At 43.4% G+C, this 25,956-nt stretch carries 29 protein-coding genes and 1 riboswitch; of the genes, 5 read left to right on the top strand and 24 right to left on the bottom strand.

All coding sequences use genetic code 11. The features are described from left to right. Positions 1–14: 14 nt before the first annotated feature. The gene (locus DFR59_RS02860; RefSeq protein ID WP_114744115.1) at positions 15–1,250 is read right to left on the bottom strand and encodes a dicarboxylate/amino acid:cation symporter; all 1,236 of its coding nucleotides are present in this window, start codon (positions 1,248–1,250) and stop codon (positions 15–17) included. A gap of 331 nt (positions 1,251–1,581) precedes the next feature. On the opposite strand from DFR59_RS02860, the gene DFR59_RS02865 reads away from it, so the two are divergent. Beyond that, positions 1,582–2,013: an arsenate reductase/protein-tyrosine-phosphatase family protein gene (locus tag DFR59_RS02865; RefSeq protein WP_114744116.1), complete on the top strand. Its 432-nt coding sequence runs from the start codon at positions 1,582–1,584 to the stop codon at positions 2,011–2,013. Between the two features lie 89 nt (positions 2,014–2,102). On the opposite strand, the gene splB is transcribed toward DFR59_RS02865, so the two are convergent. Then, positions 2,103–3,128, bottom strand: coding sequence for a spore photoproduct lyase (splB, locus tag DFR59_RS02870; protein ID WP_114744117.1), 1,026 nt, complete (start codon positions 3,126–3,128; stop codon positions 2,103–2,105). A 7-nt stretch (positions 3,129–3,135) separates the two neighbouring features. Beyond that, positions 3,136–3,390, bottom strand: a complete 255-nt coding sequence (locus DFR59_RS02875; protein ID WP_114744118.1) for a transcriptional regulator SplA domain-containing protein — start codon at positions 3,388–3,390, stop codon at positions 3,136–3,138. Between the two features lie 166 nt (positions 3,391–3,556). Between DFR59_RS02875 and DFR59_RS02880 the strand changes: the two genes are divergently transcribed. Next, positions 3,557–4,459, top strand: coding sequence for an aldo/keto reductase (locus tag DFR59_RS02880; RefSeq protein ID WP_114744119.1), 903 nt, complete (start codon positions 3,557–3,559; stop codon positions 4,457–4,459). Positions 4,460–4,536: 77 nt separating this feature from the next. On the opposite strand, the gene DFR59_RS02885 is transcribed toward DFR59_RS02880, so the two are convergent. From DFR59_RS02885 to DFR59_RS02900, 4 genes are all read right to left on the bottom strand, one after another. After that, complete coding sequence (locus DFR59_RS02885; RefSeq protein WP_114744120.1) at positions 4,537–4,662, bottom strand: YjcZ family sporulation protein; 126 nt, start codon at positions 4,660–4,662, stop codon at positions 4,537–4,539. Positions 4,663–4,770: 108 nt separating this feature from the next. Beyond that, positions 4,771–5,286, bottom strand: coding sequence for a hypothetical protein (locus DFR59_RS02890; RefSeq protein WP_114744121.1), 516 nt, complete (start codon positions 5,284–5,286; stop codon positions 4,771–4,773). Continuing rightward, on the bottom strand, positions 5,270–5,749 hold the full coding sequence (locus DFR59_RS02895) for a hypothetical protein (RefSeq protein ID WP_114744122.1): 480 nt from the start codon (positions 5,747–5,749) through the stop codon (positions 5,270–5,272). The genes DFR59_RS02890 and DFR59_RS02895 overlap by 17 nt, the downstream gene beginning before the upstream one ends. Before the next feature lie 266 nt (positions 5,750–6,015). Continuing rightward, positions 6,016–6,432 (bottom strand): CBS domain-containing protein, encoded by a 417-nt coding sequence (locus tag DFR59_RS02900; RefSeq protein ID WP_245948354.1) that lies wholly within the window; start codon positions 6,430–6,432, stop codon positions 6,016–6,018. Positions 6,433–6,557: 125 nt separating this feature from the next. Here DFR59_RS02900 and DFR59_RS02905 point away from each other — a divergent pair, with 125 nt between their 5' ends. Beyond that, complete coding sequence (locus tag DFR59_RS02905; protein ID WP_114744123.1) at positions 6,558–6,881, top strand: ArsR/SmtB family transcription factor; 324 nt, start codon at positions 6,558–6,560, stop codon at positions 6,879–6,881. Between the two features lie 189 nt (positions 6,882–7,070). Here the strand turns inward: DFR59_RS02905 and sugE are convergent, their stop codons facing one another. The 5 genes from sugE to DFR59_RS02930 all read right to left on the bottom strand — a co-directional run bounded on the left by sugE (position 7,071) and on the right by DFR59_RS02930 (position 12,193). After that, positions 7,071–7,397, bottom strand: a complete 327-nt coding sequence (gene sugE / locus DFR59_RS02910; RefSeq protein WP_114744124.1) for a quaternary ammonium compound efflux SMR transporter SugE — start codon at positions 7,395–7,397, stop codon at positions 7,071–7,073. A gap of 50 nt (positions 7,398–7,447) precedes the next feature. Then, positions 7,448–7,547: riboswitch (guanidine-I (ykkC/yxkD leader) on the bottom strand. A 53-nt stretch (positions 7,548–7,600) separates the two neighbouring features. After that, positions 7,601–8,896, bottom strand: coding sequence for a VTT domain-containing protein (locus DFR59_RS02915; RefSeq protein WP_158538296.1), 1,296 nt, complete (start codon positions 8,894–8,896; stop codon positions 7,601–7,603). Between the two features lie 112 nt (positions 8,897–9,008). Then, positions 9,009–10,427 carry a SpoVR family protein gene (locus DFR59_RS02920; RefSeq protein WP_114744126.1) on the bottom strand — a complete coding sequence of 473 codons (1,419 nt, stop codon included), beginning with the start codon at positions 10,425–10,427 and terminating at the stop codon, positions 9,009–9,011. Positions 10,428–10,513: 86 nt separating this feature from the next. Then, on the bottom strand, positions 10,514–11,722 hold the full coding sequence (locus DFR59_RS02925) for an MFS transporter (RefSeq protein WP_114744127.1): 1,209 nt from the start codon (positions 11,720–11,722) through the stop codon (positions 10,514–10,516). Between the two features lie 153 nt (positions 11,723–11,875). Then, complete coding sequence (locus DFR59_RS02930) at positions 11,876–12,193, bottom strand: DUF3889 domain-containing protein (RefSeq protein WP_114744128.1); 318 nt, start codon at positions 12,191–12,193, stop codon at positions 11,876–11,878. A 185-nt stretch (positions 12,194–12,378) separates the two neighbouring features. On the opposite strand from DFR59_RS02930, the gene DFR59_RS02935 reads away from it, so the two are divergent. Then, a complete protein-coding gene (locus tag DFR59_RS02935; protein WP_114744129.1) occupies positions 12,379–12,633 on the top strand; it encodes a YhdB family protein in 255 nt (84 codons plus the stop codon). Positions 12,634–12,704: 71 nt separating this feature from the next. Here the strand turns inward: DFR59_RS02935 and DFR59_RS02940 are convergent, their stop codons facing one another. The 9 genes from DFR59_RS02940 to hpaI form a co-directional block, all read right to left on the bottom strand. Then, positions 12,705–13,232 carry an NADPH-dependent FMN reductase gene (locus DFR59_RS02940; protein ID WP_114744130.1) on the bottom strand — a complete coding sequence of 176 codons (528 nt, stop codon included), beginning with the start codon at positions 13,230–13,232 and terminating at the stop codon, positions 12,705–12,707. A gap of 30 nt (positions 13,233–13,262) precedes the next feature. Further along, positions 13,263–13,907 carry a response regulator gene (locus DFR59_RS02945; protein WP_114744131.1) on the bottom strand — a complete coding sequence of 215 codons (645 nt, stop codon included), beginning with the start codon at positions 13,905–13,907 and terminating at the stop codon, positions 13,263–13,265. An 11-nt stretch (positions 13,908–13,918) separates the two neighbouring features. Continuing rightward, positions 13,919–15,046, bottom strand: coding sequence for a GAF domain-containing sensor histidine kinase (locus DFR59_RS02950; RefSeq protein ID WP_114744132.1), 1,128 nt, complete (start codon positions 15,044–15,046; stop codon positions 13,919–13,921). A gap of 157 nt (positions 15,047–15,203) precedes the next feature. Next, positions 15,204–15,926, bottom strand: a complete 723-nt coding sequence (locus DFR59_RS02955; protein WP_114744247.1) for an SDR family oxidoreductase — start codon at positions 15,924–15,926, stop codon at positions 15,204–15,206. Between the two features lie 140 nt (positions 15,927–16,066). Continuing rightward, entirely contained in the window at positions 16,067–17,821 is a 1,755-nt protein-coding gene (locus DFR59_RS02960; protein WP_170137258.1) for a phospho-sugar mutase, read from the bottom strand. A gap of 176 nt (positions 17,822–17,997) precedes the next feature. Next, the gene (gene hpaD / locus DFR59_RS02965) at positions 17,998–18,981 is read right to left on the bottom strand and encodes a 3,4-dihydroxyphenylacetate 2,3-dioxygenase (protein WP_114744134.1); all 984 of its coding nucleotides are present in this window, start codon (positions 18,979–18,981) and stop codon (positions 17,998–18,000) included. A 13-nt stretch (positions 18,982–18,994) separates the two neighbouring features. Further along, positions 18,995–20,467 (bottom strand): 4-hydroxyphenylacetate 3-monooxygenase, oxygenase component, encoded by a 1,473-nt coding sequence (hpaB, locus tag DFR59_RS02970; RefSeq protein WP_114744135.1) that lies wholly within the window; start codon positions 20,465–20,467, stop codon positions 18,995–18,997. Between the two features lie 21 nt (positions 20,468–20,488). After that, positions 20,489–22,012 (bottom strand): 5-carboxymethyl-2-hydroxymuconate semialdehyde dehydrogenase, encoded by a 1,524-nt coding sequence (gene hpaE / locus DFR59_RS02975; RefSeq protein ID WP_245948355.1) that lies wholly within the window; start codon positions 22,010–22,012, stop codon positions 20,489–20,491. Between the two features lie 34 nt (positions 22,013–22,046). Beyond that, entirely contained in the window at positions 22,047–22,970 is a 924-nt protein-coding gene (hpaI, locus tag DFR59_RS02980) for a 2,4-dihydroxyhept-2-ene-1,7-dioic acid aldolase (protein ID WP_114744137.1), read from the bottom strand. Between the two features lie 162 nt (positions 22,971–23,132). Here hpaI and DFR59_RS02985 point away from each other — a divergent pair, with 162 nt between their 5' ends. Then, positions 23,133–24,032, top strand: a complete 900-nt coding sequence (locus tag DFR59_RS02985) for a LysR family transcriptional regulator (RefSeq protein WP_114744138.1) — start codon at positions 23,133–23,135, stop codon at positions 24,030–24,032. 1 nt (position 24,033) lies between these two features. Here DFR59_RS02985 and DFR59_RS02990 read toward each other — a convergent pair whose 3' ends face one another. The 3 genes from DFR59_RS02990 to DFR59_RS03000 are packed head-to-tail and all read right to left on the bottom strand — an operon-like array spanning position 24,034 to position 25,950. Next, on the bottom strand, positions 24,034–24,414 hold the full coding sequence (locus DFR59_RS02990; RefSeq protein WP_114744139.1) for a 5-carboxymethyl-2-hydroxymuconate Delta-isomerase: 381 nt from the start codon (positions 24,412–24,414) through the stop codon (positions 24,034–24,036). Beyond that, the gene (locus DFR59_RS02995) at positions 24,383–25,171 is read right to left on the bottom strand and encodes a fumarylacetoacetate hydrolase family protein (protein WP_114744140.1); all 789 of its coding nucleotides are present in this window, start codon (positions 25,169–25,171) and stop codon (positions 24,383–24,385) included. Before DFR59_RS02995 ends, DFR59_RS02990 begins: the two co-directional genes overlap by 32 nt. Next, on the bottom strand, positions 25,168–25,950 hold the full coding sequence (locus DFR59_RS03000) for a fumarylacetoacetate hydrolase family protein (protein WP_114744141.1): 783 nt from the start codon (positions 25,948–25,950) through the stop codon (positions 25,168–25,170). Before DFR59_RS03000 ends, DFR59_RS02995 begins: the two co-directional genes overlap by 4 nt. Positions 25,951–25,956 lie beyond the last annotated feature (6 nt).

The following is a 25,956-nucleotide window of genomic DNA, read 5'->3' on the forward strand; positions in this document are numbered from 1 at the left end:
TTCCACTTTTCTAATTACGCTTCTTTTCTTTGCAATTTAATTTTACGTTTTTTCTCGCTTTCAGCTACAATCACGGCACAAGATGCATCTCCAGTGATATTAACAGCTGTTCTGGCCATATCAAGAATACGGTCGATACCGAGGATAAGACCAATCCCAGCAACAGGTAGATTGACGGAATTCAAAACCATTGCCAATAGGATCAACCCTACACCTGGCACCCCTGCTGTACCTATACTTGCCAACACGGCGGTCAGTACGACTGTTGCCAGTTCTCCTATTGAAAGATCAACTCCATATACTTGAGCGATGAATACTGTTGCAACACCCTGCATAATGGCTGTACCATCCATATTGATGGTTGCCCCAAGGGGCTGCACGAAACTCGAAATGGGTTCCGGCACTTTCAGATTATCCTGAGCAGTTTCCATAGAGACTGGAAGAGTAGCATTTGAACTGGATGTACTAAATGCAACACCCATTGCAGGCAGGAATCCTTTAAAGAACCAAATCGGATTCTTTCTTGCCAGGAGTGATACTGCTCCACCATAGGTGATGATCGCATGAACCACTAAGGCTAAAATTACGACAATCATATAGACGCCCATTGCCTTCATTGCACTGAAGCCCTGGCTTCCAATTGCGGAGGCAATCAAACCAAATGTACCATATGGAGCAAACTTCATGACAAGTGTAACCAGATACATCATGATGTCATTGCCCTGTTCCACAAGTTTATAGATGCCTTTTGCTTTATCGCCCAATGCAGTCAATGCTAGTCCAATAAAGATGGCAAAAGCAATGATTTGAAGCATGTTCCCATCTGCCAGAGCCTGAATCGGATTTTTCGGAATGATATTAAGAAGTGTATCAGCTATGGATGGTGCCTTTTCAGCTGAATATTTCGCTGATGCTGTATCAAAATGTCCAGCTAATCCAGGCTGGATGATATAGGCCAATCCAATCCCGATAATGATGGCGATACAGGTTGTGATCAAAAAATATGCAATCGTTTTCAAACCAATTCGGCCAAGCATCTTTGGATCCCCTAAACCTGCGGTACCAAGAATGATGGAGAATAGGACGATTGGAACGACGAGCATATTGATTAAGTTCAAGAAGATTTTTCCTAGAGGAGTGAAAATATATGGATCTAATACTTTAAATAAACCAGGTGCAGCAATATTTAGGATAATTCCGACAATTGCACCCACTATTAAGCCTAAAATGATCTTTGTTGTCAATTTCATCTACATACCCCCAAACAGCTTAGTCATGATGTGATTAGATTCTTGTTAGAAAACTCAGCCAATTAAAAATGGTTGGATGAGCTCACTTATTTCTACCCGGGTACTATTTACCTTAAACATGAAATTATTATTTTTCAAATCTAAATCTTTTTTTGATACTTTTGTCATATTTAAGAATTATTAGGCATGACCCTTTATTTTATGGGTAAAAAGGACTATTATGAAAGAAAAGGGTTATTATTTCCATTATTTATTGCATGAACATTAGATTATTTTTATTTATTCCGGGTAAAGTGCCTATAGAATATCAGCAGAAAGGACTTCACCGATCATGACAAAAAAGCTACTATATTTTGTTTCATCACATCATGGAAGAAGTTCAATGGCAGAGGCGTGGGCCAAAAAGCTCCGTCTGACGGACTGGTGCTTCAAAAGCGGCGGCTGGTTTGATGCAAACCGTTCCCCTCTGACAATTCAGGCAATGGATGAATTAAATATCGATTTGTCCTCTAAAACTGCTGAATGGGTGGATACAGCCCTTTTGGATCAGGCTGATTACATTGTATCCATCTATGACTTTCACCATGAAACGAAAATACCGATTCCAATTGAACTTAAAAACAAAGTAATCGAATGGGATATTAAAAATCCCAATTCCCTGGCAGAAACATCTGCGGAAAAATGGCCTATCTATCAGGAAATTTGCGACGAGATCGCCTTTAAAGTCAAGCATTTAGAACCTTCCTTGAAAGTGATTATGTAAAGAGATTGACAAAAGAGCAATGATCATTACACTCTTAGCCAATCTCTTTATTTTTTTTGAAACAATAATGTTTACGAAAACAGCCTTTTTTAAGTGAAATATTCTAATTTTGCTTTTGGAAAATATTTTTCGATATATCCTCCAAGGACATCTTTCATTTCTTTTTCTTCATCTTTAGGGTAGATATATTTACCTATACCATATCTCCCCCATTTATATCTTCTCTTCTCCTCATCCAATTCAAGCTTCGTCATTGGGTAGTTTTTTTCGATGACTCTTTTAGCCGGCTTGGTGAAGCGATGCTGTATCAATTCAAACGTTAAATCCTTTTTGGCTTCTGCAGATAACTCTCCTTCAAGACGTTCAAATAAATCTTTATAGCCTTCCTGCCAGCCTTCATGCAAATAAATAGGGGCAATGATAAAACCTAATGGGTAGCCTGCCCCTGCCACCTTCCCTGCCGCTTCAATCCTTTTGGCAAAAGGAGAGGTTCCCGGCTCAAAGTTTTTAATGACATAATCCGCATTCATACTGAAGCGAAATCTGGTCCTTCCATTATGCTTGGCATCAAGCAGATGATCTATATGATGAAATTTAGTAACAAAGCGGAGATTTCCATACTTAGAGTCTCCGAAATATTCGATTGCCTTCTTCAATGTATGCGTGATATGGTCGATCCCTACGATATCTGATGTACAGGAAGCTTCGAACCGGGTGATCTCAGGTGCCCGTTCATCCATATAATTCTGGGCAGCTTCAAAGATCTCGTCGGTATTCACATATGTCCTAATATACGGCTTCGATCCCATTGTCGTCTGGAGATAGCAATAATGGCAATGCCCCATGCATCCTGTGGCAAACGGGATCGCATATTCTGCAGAAGGTTTTGATGTATCAAATTTCAGAGTCTTTCTAACTCCGACAACAAGTGTCGACTTGGCAACCCTGTATTTTTGAAAGTGGTTATCTCCTGGTAAATCCCTCACTTGATTATGTGAAGTGGTTAAGCGAATTTCGATATTTTCTTTTTCGAACTTTTCTTTCAGCATTTTCCCTAAAGGGTAATCAAGTGCCTTAGGTTCAAAATACACCAGCTGGGGCATAAACGGCTTCATCTTCCCATCACCCTTCCAAAGCATCCCCAAAATAATATTGGTAAGCTTCTTCTGCTTCTGTTTCAGAAGCATAGACTGCCACCTCATCATTCAAGGGATAGTAAGTATCATATAAAAATATCGATAGAGCTTCTGGATTATCAGGATCATGGACCACTGCTGCCGACTGCACGTTGGCGACATTTTGGGTATGAGGGTTTCGATAGATGACATAAACGATGTCCCCTGCCTGGAACCCATGACCTGATTCATTAAGATTCATGAAGTATTCTCCTTTCCTGACTTGCTATTATTCATTATTCCTCGATGAAAAAGAAACATGTCCTTTTATTCATAGGAAAATAAAGGACTGTCTGAATACCTTTGCTTTGTTTTTAAATGGAGGTGTTATGTATAATGAGGCTAATGACTTTTTAAGGAGGCATTCGATGGAACGAATACAAATGGCGGATGGATTGTCCTTTTCAAGGATCGTCCATGGCTTATGGCGCTTAAATGAATGGAATTATTCTTCACAACAGACACTGGATCTCATCCATCACGCTTTGGATAAAGGGATCACTACATTTGATCATGCTGATATTTATGGAAGTTATACGTGCGAGGAGTTATTCGGGGATGCCCTATCGCTTGAACCTTCCATAAGGGAAAAAATTGAACTTGTGACGAAATGCGGGATTGTCCTTGAGTCCGCAAACCGTCCAGAGCATAAGTCCCATCACTACAACACGAGCAAGGCCCACATCATTTCATCAGTAGAGAACTCATTAAAAAATCTACAAACCGAGTACATAGATGTCCTGCTCATCCACAGACCAGACCCATTCATGGACCCTGAACAGACTGTGGAAGCTTTTACTCAACTGAAGGCTCAGGGAAAAGTGCGCTATTTCGGCGTTTCTAATTTCAAACAGCATCAATTCGACCTGCTTCAATCCTATATGGATGAAAAGCTGATTACCAATCAAATTGAACTATCTCCATTGCAGCTCGAAAACTTTGAAGATGGCACACTTAATTTATGTATGAAAGAAAGAATTGCTCCAATGGCCTGGTCTCCTCTTTCCGGTGGATCCATCTTTTCATCTCAGGAAGAAAGAGCGGCCCGTTTGAGAAATGTGCTTCAAAAAATCAGCGGTGAAATCGGAGCCGAAAGCATTGATCAAGTTATGTACGCATGGCTGCTGGCGCATCCAGCCAAAATCATGCCGATCGTGGGTTCAGGTAAAACAGCAAGAATCGATGCGGCAGTAGATTCTTTATCATTAAAAATGAACCACGACCAATGGTTTGAAATTCTGCAGACATCGATGGGGCATGACGTTCCATAGAAAAGCGGAGCCGAACACTTAGAAGCAACGAAAACACCCTGTGAGTGACAGGGTGTTTCTTTTTGTTTTATTGGATCTTACAAGAAAGAAGCTCCAACGATGATTAACAAGATGAATAGTACAACGATCAAAACAAAAGTTGAACCGCCGTAACCGTAGCCGTAGCCGCCGCCGCAGCAGCCATATCCGCCGTAACCCCACATATCCTTTCACCTCCTGAAGAAGTTGTTAAGGATAATCCTTACACTCCTAACTTATTCAAGATTGGAAAGGTTCGTATGGACGTAAACCTACATAAATAAATTTTATCTTCAGCCCACGCGGCCTGTTTTCGCATTTTTCTTTTTTTCATGCAGCAGGAAATAATATAAAAGAAAAATCAACCCCTGCATTGCCGGATAGACTGAAAATGAATAAAAGATTCGATATCCCTTCGAATAGTGATATACACCCAGCAGGTGGCCTATATATTCAAGCAGCATGGAAAAAAGCGACCAGCATAGGATATACGCTGGAATATGTTTCGGTGCGGCATTCAATTTATCCCAAAAATAGACAAAATAATAAGCAAATGGACCGTACATGAAGTATGAAATGAAATCAATGAATTCAAATGAGGACTTATCATTTACATCGTAGAAATTCCACGGATCGATACTGATGGTATGGTCATAAAAATTCCCGATGAACATTCCTGAAAGAACATATAAAAAAGTATCCTGCAGGGGGAACCTCCTTGGGAGGAGAAAAAGAACAGCATAACCTCCGATAAAAATGATCAGGGTGAACCATTCGTTGCCGTTAAAGGCATTATCGTAGACTTTCATGCTTCTTCTCCCTTCCTGCACGGTCATAGAATTTCACAAGGAAAAGCATTAAAATAATAATAAGTGCCATTAATATAAACGTAAATCCGAAATACCATTGATTATATTTATAAACATGGAAATACAGATTGATAAATTCCATCAAGCTGACGCCGCCTGCAAATAAGAGGAATTGAACCCCTCTTTTGAATCGCAATGCTTTGTTTTCTATATGCCCGCAAATCCATGTGAAAAATAGAGGGAGCGTGATATTCCTGTAAATAAGGAACCCGACAAATTCTTCTACTTGAGTGCTGACTGAAATATATTTCAAGTCCATGCTTAATACAGTGTATATGTTCATAATTATGATGGATGATGACAGGAACAGTAGTATGAACTTTTTGCCATTCAATTTATAATGGCTATAGCTATAACAAATCAAGAACAGAAAAGACAAGAGAAGCTGAACGGGTATTATCATTCATCATGACCTCTTTTTGTATAGGCTCTTTTCTCAAATTTTGTTGCTTTAAGTATTAAAAACAGGATAATTTATGAAAACTATGCAGAAAATTCAACTAGAAAAGAGCCTGGATATTCCATTTCAACACGCAAAACAGGTATTTTTACGTTAAAATCGGCATTAAGATTTTAACAACAAAGTTTACGAAAACTGCATTTGTATATCATGCAGGATAGACGGATAGGCCGGCCAATGGCCAGCCTATCATCATTAAAATGAAACCATTACTTTGTTTGATTTTCGGAAATTTGGCTCAAGGCGCTTCCGGCACTCTGGTCTGCCTGCTCCCTGACAGCCAAATCACCAAGAGACAGCATGCCGACAATTTGGCCGTTTTCAACAACTGGTAGACGTCGGATTTGGTGCTGGGACATTAATGCAGAAGCTTCTTCCAAAGATGCATCTGCATTGACTGTAACGATCTTGTTTGACATGACTTGAGAAACAGTATTGGAAGTATTGCCTGATGCTACTCCTCTGACTGCCAAATCCCGGTCTGTTACCATACCGACTACTTGGCCGTTCTCAACGACAGGAATGGCTCCGACATTTAAAGATTGCATTTTATTGGCTACATCCTGAAGTGTATCTTGATTTGTACAAGACTCCACATGGGATGTCATAACATCGCGTACTTGCATTAGAATTCCTCCTCTTGATCGCTATTGCCTTACATATGTATTCTGTGAATTTAGGGAGGAAATATTCACGAATAGAACAACACTATATACTACCTCATATACCAATTGGAAAGGCGGCCTCTGGCATGAAAAAAGAAGAAAACAATCAAAATGAGATCCAAGAACTTGATGAAGAGACATTATTTATCGTTTCACAGACGTTCAAGGCCCTTTCAGATCCGACTAGGCTAAGAATTCTGCACCTCCTGTTCCAAGGAGAACATTCCGTCAATGAAATAGCAGAAAAACTTACCCTGCTGCAGTCGACGGTGTCGCACCAGCTTCGGTTTTTAAAAAATCTGCGGCTCGTTAAATTCCGCAGAGAAGGCACCACATTTTACTATACCCATGATGACGAGCACGTTTTAGATCTGTTGAAGCAATCCATTGAGCATGCTTTACACCACTAGAAAAGCGGAAGCGCCTTGTTCAGCCCCGACCAGCATAAGACGGAACTCGAAGGAAATCCTGATTTCCGTAGAGTTATGGCTTATGACTCGAGGGGCTAGGCGCTGGAGCTGGACAGAGAGCATCACCCTGAATTTTTCTACTTCCTAATCTTAAATTAAATCCTCCCTGCATGAGCAGGGAGAACCTCTTCATCCTTCTCCTCCTGATGTGAATTTCAATCCGATTATCCCAATCACGATAAACAGCAGAAAGATGAATCTGATCAAACTTTTTGGTTCACCGAATAAGATGATCCCCATGATGACCGCGCCTGCTGCACCGATTCCTGTCCAAATGGCATATGCCGTCCCAATCGGAAGCACTTTTGCAGCGGCAGCCAAAAAATAAAAGCTGATGATCATCCCCGCGATGGTTGCCAAACTCGGGTACAGTTTCGTGAAACCATGGGAATATTTCAACCCGATCGACCAAACCACTTCAAATACACCTGCTATCACTAAATAAATCCAAGCCATATAACTCCTTCTCCTTTCAATCAAAAAAGCCTGAAAGATATCACATCGATATCTCCCAGGCTTTTATCCTTCCGTGTACACGTTTACGTGCGTTTTCTCTCGGACCAGGCCAGTTCAAATGAATACTGCGGAACCCTAGAAAACTGTTTTATGAAATTGTTTTTTATTATAGTACCGAATCTAACTTGCGTCAAATGACTCCATCATTTCCCTTTCGTCGGAGTGGTCTTTATCAAATCGATAAACCTGAAGACCTCGGTGATCAGTATGACCAGACTCACCCATACACCGCCAAATGCCAGACCCCCAACAATGTCGCTGGATTGTTGAATTTCCAAATAGCTGTAGCTGACCGCGAGCATTCCAATGACGCCAATCTCTAAGAACACCATGATGACGCTGAATAAATGACTGATTGGGTGCCGGATGACAATATAAAGGAAAAAACCCAGGACAATGATGGCCATGATCATTTCCCCGCTCGGAAACTCCTCACTGAAATTCCTACCTCTTGTCAAATAGCTGAATAAAAGGTGAAGGCCCTTGCCGAACAACACTGCACCGATTAAATTCACTGCATAGAACTGAAGCTCCATAAGTTTATTTTTTCCATTCACCAGAATCCACACGACGGTCAATAATATAATGGTGTCCAGTACCCTCCATGAAGCAGCACGAGAGAACATTTTCATGACCTGCTCCCATCTTTCGTCGAACGTATAATGGATTACCATGGAAGAAATCACATTGAACTGGCCAAATTCATTCGCAATGAAGTCCTGAATCAGCCCCACCATCAAACTCACCAAACCAATAAAAATGATAGAGACAAACAGGATGAAGAATTTTATCCCCAAAAAGGTCTTAAAGCGTTTGAATGTATGTTCGAAAAGCAGCAGTCCATCTTCTCTGATGCGTTCCCGATTGGTCTTGATGACAAAATAGATGACATAGATAATCGCCCCGATAATGCTGGCTATCACAAGGAACTTGCTTGTTTCCTGGTGAAATTGCTCCCATTTGGGGCCGAAAATTCTTCCCAATGTAATGAATGTCCCAATCCAGATGAAAACACCGGGAAAAGCAAAAATAGCAAACGTCTTGAATGTGATTTTAGTGATGCCGGAAAAGATGCTGGTTATATGTCTGACGCCTGGAATGAAGTAGGCAAAAATCAAAAGCATTTTTCCATAGCGTTCATTCCATGCAGCCATCTTGTCCAATTTATCCGGCCCAAGATGCACTTTTCGTCCATATTTATAAAAGAATGGTGCACCGAGCTTTGATCCAATCCAATAAGAGACTGAAACACCGATCATCCCGCCTGTCCCCGCCATCAAAATGGCCAGGATCCAATTAAGTTTGTCCTGATAGACCATGAAGCCGGCATAGGTCATAAGGAGTTCATTTGGGATAGGAACAATAATTAACTCAAGCATTAGGGAAAAAAATAAAAAAATGTACCCGTGCTCTTCAATCAGGCGCATAAATAAATCCAAGCCATACACTCCCATAGAGAATTGATTTAAGTAATAAAATTATACTGAAAAAAATAGAAAAAAGCGAAATATGGAACTAAAAAAGCCCGCTTCCAGGAAGCAGGCCATACCACTATAAATATTTCCGCTGAACGGCACGGCCGTCATAGGAGAACAGCATATTCTTCCCTTCCACCACTGTATCCAGATGGACCGTCCTTCCCCAAAGCTGATGGACATATGGAAGAACTTTTTCTAAATACTTCAGGTCTAGCTCAATGTCCTCAAAGGAATGCTTCAGATAAAGCTCCCCATTTTTCATATAATCGCCGTCTTCGACCATCAAATAAGGGAATCCTCCATTCACCCTCGTACTCACTAGCTGATCCCTGACATTCTCCCATTGTTTATCCACAACCTTGTAGTCTTTCCCCTGCTTCTGGAAAAGGTACATATCCTCCCGCATCACTAAATCCTTTGTTAAATAATTGCGCAGGAACGAAATATCCGATTCAATTTCGCGCACTTCAAACATTTTTTCGCGGCCTGAATTCGGCTTAACCCCGCGTTCCTTCATTTTTTCAGTAGGATTGTTGTAGCGCTCTTCAATGTCCTCGAATATTTTCAAGCCAAGGTAATATGGATTGATGCTCGTTTTCGAAGGCTGTACGACACCTGCATTCAATTTTGCAAATTCGAGCGCTTCACCACTTGTGAGATCCATCTCACGCAAGATGCGCTGATGCCAATAGGATGCCCAGCCCTCATTCATGATTTTGGTTTCCAGCTGCGGCCAGAAGTAAAGCATTTCTTCCCTTATCATCGTCAGGATATCCCGCTGCCAGTCCGCCAGCTCCCGGCTGTAGGATTCGATAAAGAGAAGGATATCCTTCTCGGGTTTTGGAGGCAGTTTCTTTCGCTTCTTTTTAGGAGCCGGTGCTTTTTTCTTTTCATCCAGGCTCCAGAGATCATCATAAGGCGAGCTTATTTTAATATCTTCCTCTTCCTCCCAGTACTCTGCGTCTTCCATTGTCCATGAAAGCTTCGGTCTCATCAAAGAAGAATCGATGTGTTCTTCAATGGCAAGGACGGCATCGATGAAGGTTTCGACTTCCCTTTTGCCATAAAGGATTTCATACTCCCTGACCCGGTCAGCCGTAGCCGCCATGCTTTCAACCATGTCCCTTTTTGTATTTTGGAACCGGACATTATTTTTGAAAAAGTCGCAGTGCGCCAACACATGCGCCACGATCAGTTTATTTTGAATCAGTGAGTTCGAATCGAGCAAAAATGCGTAGCATGGATCAGAATTGATGACGAGTTCATAAATTTTGCTCAGCCCCAAATCATAATGGAGCTTCATCTTGAAAAATTGCTTCCCGAAACTCCAGTGGGAAAACCTTGTCGGCATTCCATAGGCTCCAAATGTATAAATGATATCAGCCGGACAAATTTCATAGCGCATTGGATAAAAGTCCAGGCCAAACCCTTTGGCAATTTCCGTGATTTCCGCAATCGCTTTTTGAAGTTCTTTATGTTCAGCCTCTCTCATCGGCTTTTCCCCCTTTACTCTCTTATCACAATGTATGAACCGAGATTTGATAAGATGAACAAAAAAGACTGCAGAACCTGCAGCCTTTAAGTTTGGTTTTTGATTTTTTTTGCCAGGACAGCCGAAGGAACTATGGCAGCAGCCAAAAGCAGTGATGAGGCAAGAAAGGCATTTTCCACGCCAAAGTGCTGGACAAACCATCCGACCAGCAAGGACGCTGTACCAAAAGTAATGGTCACCAGTGCATTCTGGGCTGCATATACTTTCGGAAGCTTCTCCGGAGATGTCATACTTTGGACGGCCGTTTGAAGTATGACGGCTTTTGCCTGATCAAACAATCCATAAAGGACTGAATAAATCAATGCCAGGATCGGCAATTCATTTATTCCGAATAAGAACGTCAATACTGCGATGAAAATGCTTCCGATAAGTAGAATCGGTCCACGATTCTCAGCTATTCTCTTGTGCTGCTTCATCACAAGGAAACTGGCTAATATCAAACCGGCAAAAAATGCACCGTTGATCAAGCCCCACCATTGTTCTCCCGTCTTCAGCTGTTCTTTGACGAATACATACATGATGGCTGCGATCCAGACAACACTCGCTGCTGATTCTATCCAATAAAGGGTATGTATCGTCCTGAGCGCCGGATCTCTCCATATGGTGGACCAGCCGTCTGACATGGATTTTATATAATTTTTCGCTCTAGCTTCCACATTTTCTTTATGATAGCCAGGTTCTATATTGATTCTGAACATGAATAAAGTACTCAGCACATACAGGCAAAATACGGCTGCCAATGTTCCGCTCGGTGCTATAAGAGCAGTTAGAAGACCGCCGATGCTCCAACCGCCAATCCCGATTGTATGATCGACAGTGGAAAGGAATCCATTTGTTCCAAGCAGTTCTTCCCTTTTGACCAGCAATGGGACCATCGCATTTTGCGCCGGGAGAGCCCATCCATCCAAAAAGGAAATGAAAAACGCCAGAATGAACAGAAAGACTGTCTGCTGTGGATTCATTACAAGCAAAATGAACATTACCAGCAGCAGGAATGTTTTAGCCCCCTGCGAATAAAAAAGAAGCGCCTTCAGCTGGCAGCGCTCCATGAGAATAGGTGCAATGACACTGCTGATGAATTTAGCCAGCGTTACAATGAACGGGACAAATGCCATATAAAGCGGGGAACCTGTCCTTGTATAAATAGCCGCAATCAGAGCCGTCACATAAAGGATGTCCCCCAGGTTTGCAAATGCCTGCCCCATCCAAAGATAACGGAATGCTTTCGATTTCAAATAACTTCTCCCCTAATCATCCAATTTTTATTAGGAATGCAGAGAATTTTACATGGGCGATGCACCTTCCGAACGATTTATTTTCAATCATCGTACCACAACGCCGCTATTGAAAAAAGCCCCTGTCTGATGGATTCAGACTGGAGCTTTATGCTACTTGACTGTTTCTGATACTGTAAGCCCCACAAGCTTTTCATTTTTCAAGCTGTGGGTGACCCTGACAAGAATATAGCTGGTCTTCCCGTTTTCGCTTACAGTAAATTTAAAATAATCGGCTACTTGATCATCCCCCGCCGGTGTCCTTCCTTTATATTCATAATCCTTTAATTCTTCAGAAGGATAATCCTCTATTACGATGGCTGTTGCCATCCTCCCATACTTTGCATAATCTGTTTGTTGAGCGCCGGCATGATTCCATGAAGCCAATGGAAGGACGCTTAATAAGATGACAATGGAAAGAAATCTGCGCATGATGAACCTCCTAACAAGTCTTCTACCTGTAGGTTCTTCCTGTAAGAAAATTTTATACAGAAAAATAGCGGGCTATCCATGCAAATGAAGGAAAACGTGCTGCAGCAGCACCTCCAAGTTTTTCAGGGAGAAATAGCTCTGCATGCACACATACTAAAGTCAACTCCTTATAAGGAGGTACAAAGATGAACAGAATGGACTATGACCGTGCCCTGTATTATACGCATCGGTCCCAGTGGGATAATTTGCTGATCCTAATGGTTCGCACGCAGGATGATGTTTTATCCAAACGAATTGAACAATTCCTCCATGCCTATAATTTTTCAAATGATTATACGGTGGTGGAAAGAAAATTATATAATCTTTTACGTTATGTGGATCATGCCAACTCTCTAGGGGTCCAGCAGGATGCCGAAGAAATCAGCATGGCGACAACGTAAAATGGCTGGGCTGGCCGAAAAAAACACCCGCAAAAAATAAATTTTGCGGGTGTTTCTCTTTGTTTTCCTGATTACTTATTGATGCTTTCGGCTATTTTTACGTACATTTTTAATTCGTTCACCATATCATCGACTAATTTTGCCGGTTCTTCAAGAAGGCCGTCATTTTCATAATCGAAACAGTGCGGGTCAAGTACAAGCTGCTTCGGAATGGCATTTGCATAAACACCACGAGCAACAGTTCTCATGTTGTTTAGGCAATTGATTCCGCCCTTTCCGCCGCCTGCACAGGACAATAATGCTGTCGGTTTATGGGCAAAGTATTCACCGCTCAAGAAGTCCAATGCATTTTTCAACGCGCCGCTCATGGCACTGTGATATTCAGGGGAAGTCAAAATGACGCCGTCTGCTTCTTTTACCAATTTGCGAAGATTTTTGACGCTTTCCAGTTCAAATTGTTCTTCTTCTCCTGTGTATAACGGAATTTCCCCTGCGCTCAAGTCAATAAGATTAAAGCCGTATTTCCTGGCCATGAATCTGGATGCAATACCTGTCCTTCCTTTTTTTCTTGGGCTTCCATTGATAATGACAATATTCATTGCAATCTTCCTCTCCGTTTCTAAGGTGTTTCAAGATTTTTCGTCCAGTCCCAATTTCACTGCAAATAATGCAGCCTGTGTACGGTCGGCAACGTCTAATTTTGCTAAAACATTCGATACATGGGTTTTGACTGTCTTTTCTGTAATGAACAATGCAGAAGCGATATCCTTATTGCTTTTCCCTTTTGCAATTTGGCATAAAACCTCTTTTTCTCTATTCGTCAACTGCTCAAGCCTATGCTCAGGCTGGTCTTTTCGCGATATCCTTGTCAGCAGATGGTTTGTCGCTTTAGGATGAAGGGTGTTTTCCCCTCCATGAAGCTTACGGATTGCATTCACTAATTCCTCAGGTTCGATGTCTTTCAATTGATAGCCTGAGGCCCCTGCCTCAATCGCAGGAATAACATGATCATGATCCGAAAAGCTAGTAAGCATGAGGATCTTGACTTGATCATTAAACCGTTTGATTTGCTTCGTTGCTTCTATTCCATTCAGGACTGGCATGACTAAGTCCATTAATATGATATCAGGATTGAGCTGTTTTGTTAACTCTACTGCTTCTTCCCCGTTTTTTGCTTCTCCAACGATGACAATATCCTTTTGTGTACGCAAAAAGAAAACCAATCCTCTTCTCACGATGTGATGATCATCTGCAATCAACAATCGGATCTCCATTACCCTTCCCCCTAATATGGCAAAACCACTTTGATTTTCGTACCTTCTCCCAGCCTGCTGATTATTTTAAAAGTACCATTCAGGTTTTCTGTCCGTTCTTTCATACTTTGAAGCCCGAGGGAAAATAGTCCCTTTTCTTCATCGAAATCAAACCCGCAGCCATCATCTGAAATTTCCAGGTTGATTTCTTTTTCTGAAGCATCTAATGCCATGTGGACACAATCTTGTCCGGAATGTTTTTTACAGTTATTCAAAGCCTCCTGGCCGATTCTCCAAAGAGCCTCTTCCAATTTGGATGGCAGACAGAGGACTCCATTCAGTTGTGTGGAAACTTGCAAGCCAAGCATTTCTCCATAGCCTTTGATCGCTTCAAGCAGTCCAATTTCAAGGCCTTTTGGACGCAGCTGCCAGATCAATGCCCTCATTTCTGTCAGAGCGGATTGCGAAAGCTCCCCAATCATTGAAAACGTTTCTTTGATGTCCTTGTCATTGGTCATGGCTTCCCCGCCTCGAGCCGTCAACGTAAGTGAAAACAGAAGCTGATTAACTGAATCATGCAGATCCCTCGCCAATCGGTTCCTTTCTTGTACAAGGGCCATTTCCTGCTCTTTTTTTGTCAGTTTCACCCTCTTGATGGCAGAACCAATTTGAAAGGCAACCGACTCTAACAGTGCCAATTCCCTGGAGGAGAACTCCTTTTTGTTAGGGGAAGCAACGTTGAGCAGTCCAAAGACCTCTTTGCCTGACTGCAGTGGAACTGTCGCGTGGTGGGTAATTCCATTGGTTTCTCCCAATTCATTGATGGTCGCTTCTTCAATGCGCTTGCACTCCATGATGTTGGACGCTTTTTTCAGCCGTCCATTCTGCAATTTATCGACACACCAGCAGCTCCCTTTCTTCATCGGCTGGCATTGGCAGTATGTCAAAGCTGCCGGCAGGTTCTCTGCTGCAGCCAAGGTATGTGACTTGTCTTCTTCATCTATGAAAAAAATCCATCCGGTTGTAAATCCCGTGATTTGGAGGAGCTTCTTTATGACCCCTTTCATCATCTGGGACAAATCGGTCTCTTCATTCAGCAGTTCTGCAATATTCTTCAAAATGTGAAGATCTGAACTATGCTTGATCTCATCTATGGCCATGTTCCAATCCCCTTCGCAAAAATCCTCATATTACCATTATACGCACGGGACCTTTAAAAACCATTCACAAAAAGAATGAACTTCACCTCAGACTAAAGTCTTAGACAAAGTTCGACAAAAAACGGGGCGTCACTGTCACGCCCCGTTCTACTTGCTGTTATGCTATTGGGTAGTTTTGTGCAAATGGGTGGATGACCATTTCATCGATCATCATATGTTTAGGAGCAGATGCCATGTAGACGACTGCTTGCGCGATGTCGTTCACTTTTAGCCAGTCTTCTTTTTCCGGCAAGCCCTGCTTGGATTCAGCAAAATATGTATCAACCATCCCCGGGTTCACTGTGCCGACACGGATGCCATATTCCCTAACTTCCTGTGACAAGGATCCCATGAAGCCTTGGACTGCATATTTCGTTGCAGTATACGCGGATCCATTTGGAATTGTATAGCGGGCTACATCGGATGAAATCGTGATGATCGTCCCGAATTTTTGTTCCTTCATTGCTGGAAGGACTGCCTTTGAGCATAAGAAAACGCCTTGGACGTTTACCTCAAATACTTTCTTCCATTCCTCTGCAGTCGTTTCTTCGACGCTTTTGAAGAAGCCGACTCCAGCATTATTCACCAGGATATCCACTCTGCCGTACTGTTTCTTTGCTTCTTCTACAACACGCGCGACATCCGATTCCTGGCTTATATCAGCTTTTACTGCCAATGTGTCGTTAAACCCGGATTCCTTCAGTTCCTTTTCTGTTCCAAAAATATCATCTGAACTCCCGACAAGCACTAGTTTCACGCCTTTTTGTGCAAGCTGGACAGCAATTTCTTTTCCAATTCCCCTTGATGCACCTGTTACAATCGCGGTCTGATTTTCAAGCATTCCATTCATCCTTTCAGTATGCAATATTCTAGTCTTTGAATGCTCAACTATTATAGCTTCTTTATACAAGAATTCCAACAACATGGCCATAAGAGAATTGAAAAGGGAAAAGCTGCATTAGCTTCTCCCTTTAACCTGACTTATTTTACAGTTTGTTTAACTGCATCTAGTGTGTGGTGGACTAAATCCATAAAGCACTCTTGATACTCATTAAGCTTTTTACTGGCTTCCCCATCGTCTTCCCCTGTCACTCCAAAGTAAAATTTCACTTTAGGCTCCGTTCCGGATGGTCGAAGGCAGATCCAGGATCCGTCTTCCAAGAAATATTTAATGACATTGGAAGCTGGAAGGACGAGTTTTGATTCAGCGTCATTCTCAAAATCATATTTGATCTGTTCTTTATAATCTTCGCATACTGTGACTTGCACCCCATTCAGAGCCGTCATTGGCTTCCTTCTGAATTCGCTGAGGAGGGCATTGATCTGTTCGGCCCCTTCTTTGCCTTTCAATGTCAGTGATTGAAGGCCTTCTGCATGATAACCATGTTTTTCATATAAGGACTGCAGGACATCATAAAGCGTTTTGCCCTTCTTTTTATAATAAGCGCTTGCTTCAACGGCTAAAATGGCTGCTTGAATGGCATCTTTATCCCTTGCAAAGTCGCCGATTAAATAACCGTAGCTTTCCTCATAGCCAAACAGGAAGCGATAGGATCCGTCATTATGGTATTGCTCAATTTTTTCGCCAATAAATTTAAATCCTGTCAGTACATCCTCTACCTTGACACCATAGGATCCGGCAATTTTCTCACCGAGAGTGGAAGTCACAATGGTCTTGAAGATGATGCCATTGGATGGGATCGTACCTTTGGCTTCTTTTTGGCTTAAAATATAATCAATCAACAATGCCCCAGTCTGATTGCCGGTTAGAAGGACATACTCACCATTTGGCTTTTTCACAGCCACGCCAAGTCTGTCAGCGTCCGGGTCCGTAGCAATCAAAATGTCTGCATCGTATTTTTGTCCATCCCGTATAGCCAGTTCAAATGCCTCTTTTTCTTCAGGGTTTGGCGCCTTTACAGTAGAGAATTGAGGATCAGGCTGCTCCTGTTCTTCTACGACGTGCAGGTTTTCATATCCAAGGGCATTTAGTGCTTGGCGCAGAGGTTTATTGCCTGTTCCATGAAGCGGTGAATACACAATACGAAGGCCGCTGTCATTCGCTAAATCTGGATTCTCCGAAATGGTTATGAGTTTTTCTACATAAGCCTGATCCATTTCTTCTCCTAAGAATTTAATGAGTCCACAGTCGATTAGTTCCTTCTCATCCTTCACTTCTAATGAGAGCTCATTTTCCACCATATTGACTTTCTTGATGACCTCATCCGCTTCTTTCAAGTTCAATTGAGCCCCATCTTCCCCGTATACCTTGAATCCGTTATATTCAGGAGGGTTGTGACTTGCAGTGATTACGATACCGGCAATGGCATTCAGCTCCCTCAAAGCAAAGGAAAGCTGCGGGGTCGGCCTCAATTCCTTAAATACATAAGCCATAATCCCTCTGCTTGCAAGGGTGCGTGCTGCTTCCATGGCGAATTCTGGGGATTTATGGCGTGAATCATATGCAATGACAGTTCCACGCTCTTTAGCATCTCCCCCTTTATCAAGTATGTATTTCGCAAGACCTTCCGCTGCTTTTCTGACGGTGTAGCGGTTCATTCGATTCGATCCTGGTCCGATGACTCCCCTCATTCCGCCCGTTCCAAACTCCAAATTTTTATAAAAGGCATCCTCCAGCTGTTTTGCATCCCCTTGGATGGATTCCAGCTGTGTACGCAGTTCTTCATCAAGCTCTTTAAAATTCAGCCATTTTTGGCAGGTTTGTTCCCAATTCACAAAATCCGCTCCCTTTTTACTTTTAATCATTATACTTTCCATAAAATTAAGGAATTCCCTTTATAAATAATATGATAAATTATGACAAATCTTTCGTTTCCATTATACGGGGAAGCGACGAAAAATACAGCCTTGCATTGAAAAAGACCGCCTCTATTTAGACGGTCTTCAAAGTATCATGTTATAAATGTAGGTTTTTGCTGGGCAAGGACCGCTTCTTTTAATTCCTGCTTTTGTCCATCATGAACATCAAGCACTGTTGAGGCTTCTTCAAACCAGCAGTCTGGAGCTGCATGGCCCCAAAACGTCTGCCGCCTTGAATCATTGATATCCCACCGGATCGGCTTGAAATCAGGATCGCTTGTCAAATAGTCTCCCGTATATAACTCGATCCTGTGGCCGTCCGGATCCCTTAAGTAAAGGAAGAATGCGTTGGAAAGACCATGTCTCCCCGGACCCCGTTCGATATGGGCACCATAGCCGATCGAAGCAAGGACATCACACGTATGGATGATGCTCATACAATCGCTCAGCCAAAATCCGATGTGATGCAACCTCGGTCCCTTTCCATTCATAAAAGCCACATCATGGACTGTCGGCTTCCTGTGAAGCCATGCCGCCCAAATTTTTTCTTCTGCACCGGCTGTGTATTCAGAACAGGCAAACCCAAGTTTCTTCGTATAGAATTCATAGGCTTTTTCCACATCCGACACCATGCAGTTAAAGTGGTCGATCCTCTGTACGCGTGCACCGCGATACATGTCATATCGCTGCAGGAACCTTTCAGCGCCATCCATTTTTACAAAAAATTCAACAGGCATACCGGAAACATCCTGCACTCTGAAGGCACGGCCAACCGCTGTTTGCGATCCTGCTTCCAGCCACTTCACTTTAGAGCCATCCCTTGTAAATAGTGCGGCCAGTTCTTCCAGATCCTCTTCATTCCGAACCTTATAGCTGATGGCCTCCACAGCTGCCTCATCCGCTTTCTTTAAAACAAGGCTATGATGGGTATGCTCTTCCAGGCCTCTTAAATAAATGTGGGCATCATCTGCTTCTGTTTCAATGAACCCCAGTGCATTGACATAAAAATCGCGTGATTGGTTTAAATCCGTTACATGCAAGATGGCCCTGGCAGCCCTGATAATATCAAAACTCATCCTTCTTCCCCCCTTACATTCCTACAAAATGCGGTTTGCTGCCGCTGTTTTTCAAAAAGCTCTTGATTCGTTCTTTATATGGATCCTTATCGTAGTTATCAAAATAGGTCATTCCCATTTTGATTGGGTCGCCGAAGAAATAATATTCATAATGCATCTGCCTGCCGCCGAATGCGCTCAGCGTCAAATCCCAGGCAAGCCTGAAAAGCTGCACTCGCTCATAGCCGTCAAGATTTTTACCTTGTACTGCCCGATTTAATAGCGGTCCGATTTCTTCATGGTGGAAGTCTGCCTCGCTTGGAATCCCCATCAACCCTGAAGCACCCAGAATCCTCACAATCTCAACCAGCCTCGGGTATACCCTTGGATACCAGTTGCGTGCAGCATCAAGTGCAGCATAGTCCGGGGTCATTGTGCCCCATTTATCCAGTGAAGCGTTATGCTCTGCCCGATAAAGATGCGATTTCATGATTTCAAGCGTGAGCATGATTTCCGTGCCTTTATCCTGGACATGCTGGAATTGGTCGATTCCGATTGCGTCCATGATGCTAAGGACGACCCCTAGCAAAAATTCAGTCTTGACCACATTTTTTGCCACCACTTGATGGGCCATATGGACAACGGCGTTCGTTTCCCTGAATGTCCTGTTGCAGATGGAGGAATCCTCGCATACAAATACCCGATTCCACGGAACAAAGACATGATCGAATGAAACAATCGCATCCCCTTCTTCAAATCGAGAAGATAGCGGGTGATCCCACTGGTTTTTGCCATAGTCGAAAGACTCCCTGCTCAAGAACTTCAGCCCCGGTGTATTATTCGGGATGGCAAACGCCAGTGAATACGGATCATCTTTTTCACCCGATTTCTTAACGGTGGAAGGGAAGACAAGGATTTCGTCTGTAATCCCGCCCTGCGTTGCAAGAAGGCGGATTCCGTCGACGATGATCCCGTCTTTATTCTTTTCGACTAAATGAAGGGCGACATTGGCATCCTTCTGTTCATGGATCGCCTTTGCACGATTGACCTGTGGATGGATCAACGTATGCGTCAAACTGATATCGTTTTCGCGCGCAAATTCATAATAATTCTTGGCATTTTCCGCAAAACTAGGATCTGCTTCTGCGAAAAGATCGTTGGATACACCCATTGCCATGACTTCTGCATTCAAATAATCGGGAGATCTTCCCATCATTCCTCCGGATGTCAACGCCCATTCTGTTATGGCTTCCCTGCGTTTGATCAAATCCTCAATCGACTTCGGCTGCAGGAATGTCATGCCTACCTTCTGGCCAGTAGTCGGAGAGGTATAAAGCATCTTGTCTTCTTTCTCATATTGGAGATCATAAAGGTCTGCCATCGATTGAATGACATTTTTAAAAGCTGGATGGGCGGTGACATCCTCGACGCGCTCCCCGCCAATATAAATATTGTTCTTTGCTTTCTTCAGCCGCTCCTTATATTCAGCACCTGTTTTTGCCGGCATTTCCGCTCCCCCTTTAAATGATTATTTTTTCTTCCCGAACTGCGGGATGTGATGGTCGCCGATGGCTACATGGATCACTTTGGCCTCTGTATAAAATTCAAACATGGCGTAGTGGCCGCCTTCCCGTCCGATCCCGCTTGCCTTTGAACCGCCGAATGGAATTCTTAAATCCCGTACATTCTGTGCATTGATCCAGAGCATTCCTGCATCCACTGACTGTGCAACCCTGTGCCCTCTTTTGATGTCATTTGTCCACACATAACCCGCTAGGCCGTATTTCACATCGTTGGCCGCCTCAATCGCTTCTTCTTCTGTTTCAAATTCGATCACCGACATAACAGGTCCAAAAATTTCCTCTTGGGAACTTTTCATCTCATTACCCGCTTCCAGCAAAAGTGTCGGCGGGACGAAATTGCCCTTGCTGTATTCTTCCGGGACTTTGCCTTGAATGACTTCACAGCCTTCTTCCCTCGCAATATCGATATAGCCTTTTACTTTTTCCGCATGTTCTTTACTGATAAGCGGCCCAAGCTGTGTACCAGAATCCATCGGGTTGCCGATGGTAATATTTGAAACTCTTTCCTTCAATGCATCAACAAATTTTTCTTTAATCCCTTTTTGGAGGAATAAACGGGAATTGGCTGTACAGCGCTCTCCGTTGAATGAAAAGATTCCCCATACCGCAGCATCGAGGGCCCTGTCGAAATCGGCATCATCAAAGACAATGAGAGGCGACTTCCCGCCAAGCTCCATTGATGTCTTTTTCAATGAATCTGCCGCGTTTTTTATGATGACAGAACCTGTGACTGTCTCTCCTGTAAAGGAAATGGCTTCAACATCCGGGTGAGAGACAAGTGCTGCCCCCGCTGTTTCGCCAAATCCATGGACTACGTTGAATACCCCTTCCGGAAGACCGGCTTTATCAATGACCTCAGCCAATTTATTGGCAGTCAACGGGGAAAGCTCGGCTGGCTTAAGCACTACTGTATTCCCTGTCGCAAGTGCCGGGGCCACTTTCCACGTTTCCAGCATGAATGGTGCATTCCAAGGAGTGATGAGCCCGACGACCCCAAGCGGTTTATGGATGGTATAATTGATGAATTCATCATCGACTGCATAGGCTTCACCGTGGAGCCTTGACTGGACCATCCTTGCATAGAAGCGGAAATTTTCCGCTGCACGTGCTGTCATTTTCTTTGTCTGGCTGATGGGCAGTCCGGTATCCAATGCTTCCAAATAGGCAATTTCTTCTATTTCCTCATCGATTACTTCCGCAATCCGATTGATATACTCCATCCTTTTTTCAAGCTTCATCTTGCCCCATGGCCCCTGCTTAAAAGCTTTCCTTGCAGCATCAACCGCAAGCTTGATATCTTCTTCCCTGCCTTCGGAAACCTGATTGATGGCATGGTTCGTAAATGGGTTCAAGTTTTCAAACGTCGAACCGCCCTTGGAATCCACGAATGCACCGTTAATATAAAGCTTGATATCCTTCACATTTTGATAGGCATTTTTGCTGCCTTGATCCTCTATTTTGTTTTGCAATTCGATCACCGCCATTCTTTAATCATTTTCTTTATTACTTCGCAGGTACTTCAGGGGCTAATTCAACATAGCTGCTCAGGACTTCGCGGATTTCATTTTGAAGTTCCTGTGAAGGCAAATCCATCGGCAGCCTTAACACTGGCTTGATTTTGCCCATCATGCCCAAAGCTGCTTTCAATGGAGCTGGATTTGTATCTTTAAAAAGGACATCGTTCAATGGCATGAGTTCGTAATGCAGATCCTGCGCCCGTTTGACGTCACCTTCTGCCCATGCATCGTAGATCTCAGCCACTTTTCCCGGAGTGATATTCGCTGTCGCACTGATATGCCCTGCCCCTCCGATTGCGAGCATTGGATAGCATAAGAGCTCAATTCCGGAATACAAAAGGAAGTCCCTTCCGCAGTTCAATAAGACACGGTTGATATGTTCAAAATCTTTATTCGACTCTTTGACCCCTATGATGTTCTCGCAATCTGCATTCAGTTTTGCCAGCGTCTTCACTTCCAGATTGGTTGCTGTCCTGCCGGGAATATTGTAGATGATGATTGGAATGGAGACAGAATCAGCGACTGCCTTGAAATGTTTATACAAGGCATGCTGTGACGGCTTATTGTAATAAGGAACGATGACCAGAGCCGCATCTGCCCCTATTTCTTCCGCTTTTTTCGTTAAATAAAGGGTTTCTTCATGGTTTGTCGATCCGGTGCCGGGAACAAAAGGTACTCTCTGGTTAATGACTTTTGCCGAATGTTCCATGACTTTGACCCGTTCCTCTGTCGTCAATGAGCTCGGCTCTCCTGTTGTCCCGGTAACGGAAATCGCATGCGTCCCGCTCTCAATATGCCAATTGATCAAGTTTTCCAATGCATCAAAGTCAATGGAACCGCTTTCATTAAATGGCGTAACAACCGGAGCAATCGATCCTCTTAGCTTCCTTTTGGCCGCTTCATACTTCATTCTCTTCAGCACTCCTTTGCTTATCTTTTTCATTCTGAATTAATTAAATTATCTGAAATATTTATCAATACCAATGTATCATGTGGTATCATATATGAAAAATATACAAAACATTGCAAATTCATATTTTAAAAATATACTTCACGGAAAGTGAGGATCAGTATGAATCTTAAACAGCTCCGCTACTTTTCTACTTTTGCTGAAGAAGGACAGATTACCAAGGCTGCCAAAAAGTTATTCATGGCCCAGCCCCCATTAAGCCAGCAGCTGAAATTGCTGGAAGAGGAGCTCGGGGTGAAGCTGTTTCAAAAAAACGGACGTAAACTGGAGTTGACAGATGCCGGCCATCTGCTTCATGAAAAAGCAAAAAAAATCTTGCAGGATGTCGATGAAACGGTTCAGGAAATCAAGGAAACGGGAGAAGGATTAAGGGGCGTATTATCGATTGGTTCGGTTAAGACTTGCTTCCATCACATTCCGGAACGGATCAAGTTCTTTCAGGAGCGCTATCCCGAGCTCACATTCAAATTGATTGAAGGTGATACATATCGGCTGGAGCGCTATTTAAAAGAAAAGGAAATCGAGTTTGCGGTGGTTCGCCTCCCGCTTGGGATGGACGACTACAATTCAATCCCGCTTCCTGCAGACCACTTTGTGGCCGTCCTGCCTGAAGATCATAAGAAACATAATGAGGAGATTTTGATGGAAGAACTTGCGGAAATGCCGATGATGCTTCTTCACCGGGCTGGAGAAGGCGGATTGGGGCTTTATGAACTGGTATTGGATTCCTTCAAAGAAAAAGGACACTCTCCGCATGTCATCTGTGAATGCCCTGATGCTGCGATGCTGCTCGCTTTAGTCAAAGAAGGGGTCGGGATGACGCTTCTGCCGAAATCGACTTTGCGTTCATTCCCGCCCCATGGATTAAAGGTTTTGGAGATCAAGGATGCTGTCATTCATTCCGAATCGGCCCTCATCTGGCTGAAAGACCGCTACCTTTCAAAGAATGCCCGGCGTTTCATCGAGACATTTCAGAGTTCATCTAAAGAATTGGAGATCTGATTCATTTAAATCGTCTATGGATATTGTTCTGTTTATATGTCCCGTTCGTAAATTCAGCAATTTCAAATGACAGTGCCAAATATCTTTTTTCATATAAAGCGGCAAAATGCTCCTTCATGATGCGAAACAATTCGTACCCGACGGATTGTTTTTCTTCTTTTGTGCGCCCCATCCCGATCTTCAGCATTCCGTGGACAAAGGCATCATCTTCTTTTCCATCAGCGATCCGATAATCCTTCAGTTCAATGGCACGCGACCGGATTCCTCCAATCGGGAACAGATCGCCTCTTTCCATCAGACACGCATTGACTTTGGCCAGTAGTTCAGGGATATTCCCCTCCTCTTTCAGGTTATCCGTGTATTCCAGGATAAAGTGCGGCATTGGAGTTCTCCTTTCTTTCCTTTGCAATGATGGTATTTTTCAGTTGTCCGATCCCTTCGATTTCACATACCACTTCATCTCCGACAGCTGTGTTTACGGTCCCTTTTGGCGTCCCTGTCAATATGACATCACCGGGGTTCAGCGTCATGAAGCTGCTCAGATATTCGATTAAATAAGGAATGGAAAAAATCATATCCTTCGTAGAACCTTCCTGAGTCAATTTGCCATTTACATAGGTTTTCATCTGTAGATTCATAGGGTCCGGAATATCCGCAGCATCCACTAGCCAAGGGCCGATCGGTGTACTTGCATCACGGTTTTTCACCCTTAGATTAGGACGGTAGTAGTTTTCCAGGTAGTCGCGGAATGCATAGTCGTTCGCGATGGTGTAGCCTTGAATATAGTGTGATGCCTCTTCTTTCTTGATGTTCCTTGCCTGTCTGCCAATCACTGCAGCAAGTTCACATTCGTAATGCATATATGTCACATCATGAGGACGCGGCACTGCTCCTTTATGGCCGATGAAGGTATTCGGGCCTTTTAAAAAAACAAGGGGCTCTTCCGGCGCCTGAAAAGACAGTTCGCTCGCGTGGTCGGAGTAATTAAGCCCTAGAGCAAATACGGTGCGCGGCTGAATGGGCGGAAGCCAAACGGCCTCTTCCCCGTCTATCAATCTTCCATCTGCAAGCTTCAATTTTCCGTTCAATGCCTCTGCAGCATGGACTTTCCCTTCAAATGCGATCCTTGCCCATTTCATCGATCGTCCCCTCCCTTATATTCACGCATGATGGTATTTTCGAGGGAACCGATTGATTCAATATTAATTCTTACGGAGTCCCCATTTTTTGCTTTGGGAGCCCCCTCGGGAATACCTGCCAAAAGCATATCGCCAGGATACAGGGTCATGAACTCCGTTACATCTGCTATTAATCTTGGAATGGAGCGAATGAGATTGCTTGTATGGTTCTGCTGTACGAGCTTCCCATCTATGTAGACTTGGATGCTGAGGGAGTCAGGATTGATTCCGTCTTTGTCTACCGTCCATGGGCCTGCTGGGCAATATCCGTCCCTGCATTTATATTTGACCGGCGGCCGATAGACGCTTTCGTGCGGGATGCTGACGTCGTTGACAACAGTATAGCCTTCGACATATTCCAATGCTTCCGCTTCCGAAACGTTGACCGCTTCTTTTCCGAATACGATGCCTAGCGCCGCTCCCATTTCAAGTTCTTCTATCCCATCAGGCAAAAAAATAGGCCGCTTATGGCTGCTGATTGTGTTATATGGCTTGATATAAAGGATGGGTGCTTTAGGAGCTTCCTTATAGGGTGGGTGATTAACCTGTTCCCCCAGTTCTTTTAGTGCCCCTTGATAGTTTAAGAGTGTTCCATAAATCGTTCCCCTGACAGGAGAAGTAAATGCGAGTTCTTCAACTTTATATTCAATCCCATCGATGGAAACTTTCCCGTGATCTAAATCCGCAGTGCCTTCAACCATTTGCTCCATCCCGTTCAATCGTGCCGAAATTAATGTCATATGTAC

The sequence above is a fragment of the Falsibacillus pallidus genome (assembly GCF_003350505.1).
GTDB lineage: Bacteria > Bacillota > Bacilli > Bacillales > DSM-25281 > Falsibacillus > Falsibacillus pallidus.

What these genes read in the sequence shown, in the direction of transcription:
- DFR59_RS02920 (WP_114744126.1), bottom strand. Translation starts at nt 10,427, where the DNA reads ATGAGAGAGGCTGAACATAAAGAACTTCAAAAAGCGATTGCGGAAATC.
- DFR59_RS02905 (WP_114744123.1), top strand. Translation starts at nt 6,558, where the DNA reads ATGAAAAAAGAAGAAAACAATCAAAATGAGATCCAAGAACTTGATGAA.
- DFR59_RS02940 (WP_114744130.1), bottom strand. Translation starts at nt 13,232, where the DNA reads ATGAATATTGTCATTATCAATGGAAGCCCAAGAAAAAAAGGAAGGACA.
- DFR59_RS02985 (WP_114744138.1), top strand. Translation starts at nt 23,133, where the DNA reads ATGAATCTTAAACAGCTCCGCTACTTTTCTACTTTTGCTGAAGAAGGA.
- DFR59_RS02865 (WP_114744116.1), top strand. Translation starts at nt 1,582, where the DNA reads ATGACAAAAAAGCTACTATATTTTGTTTCATCACATCATGGAAGAAGT.
- DFR59_RS02895 (WP_114744122.1), bottom strand. Translation starts at nt 5,749, where the DNA reads ATGATAATACCCGTTCAGCTTCTCTTGTCTTTTCTGTTCTTGATTTGT.
- splB (WP_114744117.1), bottom strand. Translation starts at nt 3,128, where the DNA reads ATGAAGCCGTTTATGCCCCAGCTGGTGTATTTTGAACCTAAGGCACTT.
- DFR59_RS02950 (WP_114744132.1), bottom strand. Translation starts at nt 15,046, where the DNA reads ATGGCCATAGATGAGATCAAGCATAGTTCAGATCTTCACATTTTGAAG.
- DFR59_RS02935 (WP_114744129.1), top strand. Translation starts at nt 12,379, where the DNA reads ATGAACAGAATGGACTATGACCGTGCCCTGTATTATACGCATCGGTCC.
- DFR59_RS02885 (WP_114744120.1), bottom strand. Translation starts at nt 4,662, where the DNA reads ATGTGGGGTTACGGCGGATATGGCTGCTGCGGCGGCGGCTACGGCTAC.
- DFR59_RS02890 (WP_114744121.1), bottom strand. Translation starts at nt 5,286, where the DNA reads ATGAAAGTCTACGATAATGCCTTTAACGGCAACGAATGGTTCACCCTG.
- DFR59_RS02930 (WP_114744128.1), bottom strand. Translation starts at nt 12,193, where the DNA reads ATGCGCAGATTTCTTTCCATTGTCATCTTATTAAGCGTCCTTCCATTG.
- hpaB (WP_114744135.1), bottom strand. Translation starts at nt 20,467, where the DNA reads ATGCCGGCAAAAACAGGTGCTGAATATAAGGAGCGGCTGAAGAAAGCA.
- DFR59_RS02860 (WP_114744115.1), bottom strand. Translation starts at nt 1,250, where the DNA reads ATGAAATTGACAACAAAGATCATTTTAGGCTTAATAGTGGGTGCAATT.
- hpaD (WP_114744134.1), bottom strand. Translation starts at nt 18,981, where the DNA reads ATGAGTTTTGATATTATCAGGGCTGCCAGGGCCATCTTGCATGTAACG.
- DFR59_RS02880 (WP_114744119.1), top strand. Translation starts at nt 3,557, where the DNA reads ATGGAACGAATACAAATGGCGGATGGATTGTCCTTTTCAAGGATCGTC.
- DFR59_RS02995 (WP_114744140.1), bottom strand. Translation starts at nt 25,171, where the DNA reads ATGAAATGGGCAAGGATCGCATTTGAAGGGAAAGTCCATGCTGCAGAG.
- DFR59_RS03000 (WP_114744141.1), bottom strand. Translation starts at nt 25,950, where the DNA reads ATGACATTAATTTCGGCACGATTGAACGGGATGGAGCAAATGGTTGAA.
- sugE (WP_114744124.1), bottom strand. Translation starts at nt 7,397, where the DNA reads ATGGCTTGGATTTATTTAGTGATAGCAGGTGTATTTGAAGTGGTTTGG.
- DFR59_RS02955 (WP_114744247.1), bottom strand. Translation starts at nt 15,926, where the DNA reads ATGCTTGAAAATCAGACCGCGATTGTAACAGGTGCATCAAGGGGAATT.
- DFR59_RS02900 (WP_245948354.1), bottom strand. Translation starts at nt 6,432, where the DNA reads ATGCAAGTACGCGATGTTATGACATCCCATGTGGAGTCTTGTACAAAT.
- hpaI (WP_114744137.1), bottom strand. Translation starts at nt 22,970, where the DNA reads ATGAAGTATGAAGCGGCCAAAAGGAAGCTAAGAGGATCGATTGCTCCG.
- DFR59_RS02990 (WP_114744139.1), bottom strand. Translation starts at nt 24,414, where the DNA reads ATGCCGCACTTTATCCTGGAATACACGGATAACCTGAAAGAGGAGGGG.
- DFR59_RS02875 (WP_114744118.1), bottom strand. Translation starts at nt 3,390, where the DNA reads ATGAATCTTAATGAATCAGGTCATGGGTTCCAGGCAGGGGACATCGTT.
- DFR59_RS02945 (WP_114744131.1), bottom strand. Translation starts at nt 13,907, where the DNA reads ATGGAGATCCGATTGTTGATTGCAGATGATCATCACATCGTGAGAAGA.